The 947-nt window shown below is 49.0% G+C and carries 1 protein-coding gene; it reads right to left on the bottom strand.

Annotated elements, in window-relative coordinates; all coding sequences use genetic code 11:
* Nucleotides 1-947: ATP-binding cassette domain-containing protein (locus tag B3182_RS14620; protein ID WP_292753294.1), on the bottom strand; the 947-nt coding region annotated here is incomplete at both ends.

Raw genomic sequence — 947 nt, forward strand, 5'->3', positions numbered from 1 at the left:
CCGCCAGACAAGGCTTTTACCGGTGTTCTTGCACGATCTGGGGTGAACAGGAAATCTTGCAGATAACCAATCACATGTTTAGGACTGCCATTAATTTCAACAAAGTCTCTACCCTGCCCGACGTTATCTACAACACTGGCCTCTTCATCCAACTGGCTACGTAATTGATCAAAATACGCCACTTGCAGATTAGTACCTAAGCGCACCGTACCCGATTGAGGTTCAGCCCGACCCAGTAGAATCGACAGCAACGTACTTTTACCACAGCCATTGGGTCCGATAATACCAATGCGATCACCGCGCTGAATGACCGTTGAGAAATCTTTGAATAACTGTCGGCCATCAAAGGCCTGACTGATATTCTCAACTTCGACCACCAGCTTGCCACTCCGATCGCCTTCCTGGATCTTCATCGACACATTGCCTAACACCTCACGGCGTTGACCACGTTCCCGGCGCAGCTTCTCCAACGCTCTCACCCGTCCTTCATTACGTGTGCGACGTGCTTTGATGCCCTGACGAATCCAAACTTCTTCCTGAGCCAGTTTTTTATCAAACTGTGCATTTTGCTCTGCTTCGGCCGACAGTAAAGCTTCACGTTTCTCCAGAAAGCTTTTGTAATCACCCGGGAAACTCACCAGTTGCCCACGATCCAACTGCACAATACGGGTGGCCAAGGCCTGTAAAAAGCTGCGGTCATGTGTAATGAACAATAAGGTACCACCATAACTTTTCAGAAAACCTTCTAGCCAGGTGATAGAACTGATATCCAGATGGTTGGTTGGCTCATCCAGTAATAAAATATCCGGTTGGCGTACCAGTGCCTGAGCCAGGAGAACCCGTCTTTTCATCCCGCCGGATAAACTGGAAAACTCAACATCTGCATCCAGCGATAAACGGGAAATGACGGTTTCAACCTGCTGTTCCAGACTCCAGCCATCCACTGC

The organism is Methylophaga sp. UBA4204 (genome assembly GCF_002379485.1).
In the GTDB taxonomy this organism is placed as follows: Bacteria; Pseudomonadota; Gammaproteobacteria; order Nitrosococcales; family Methylophagaceae; genus Methylophaga.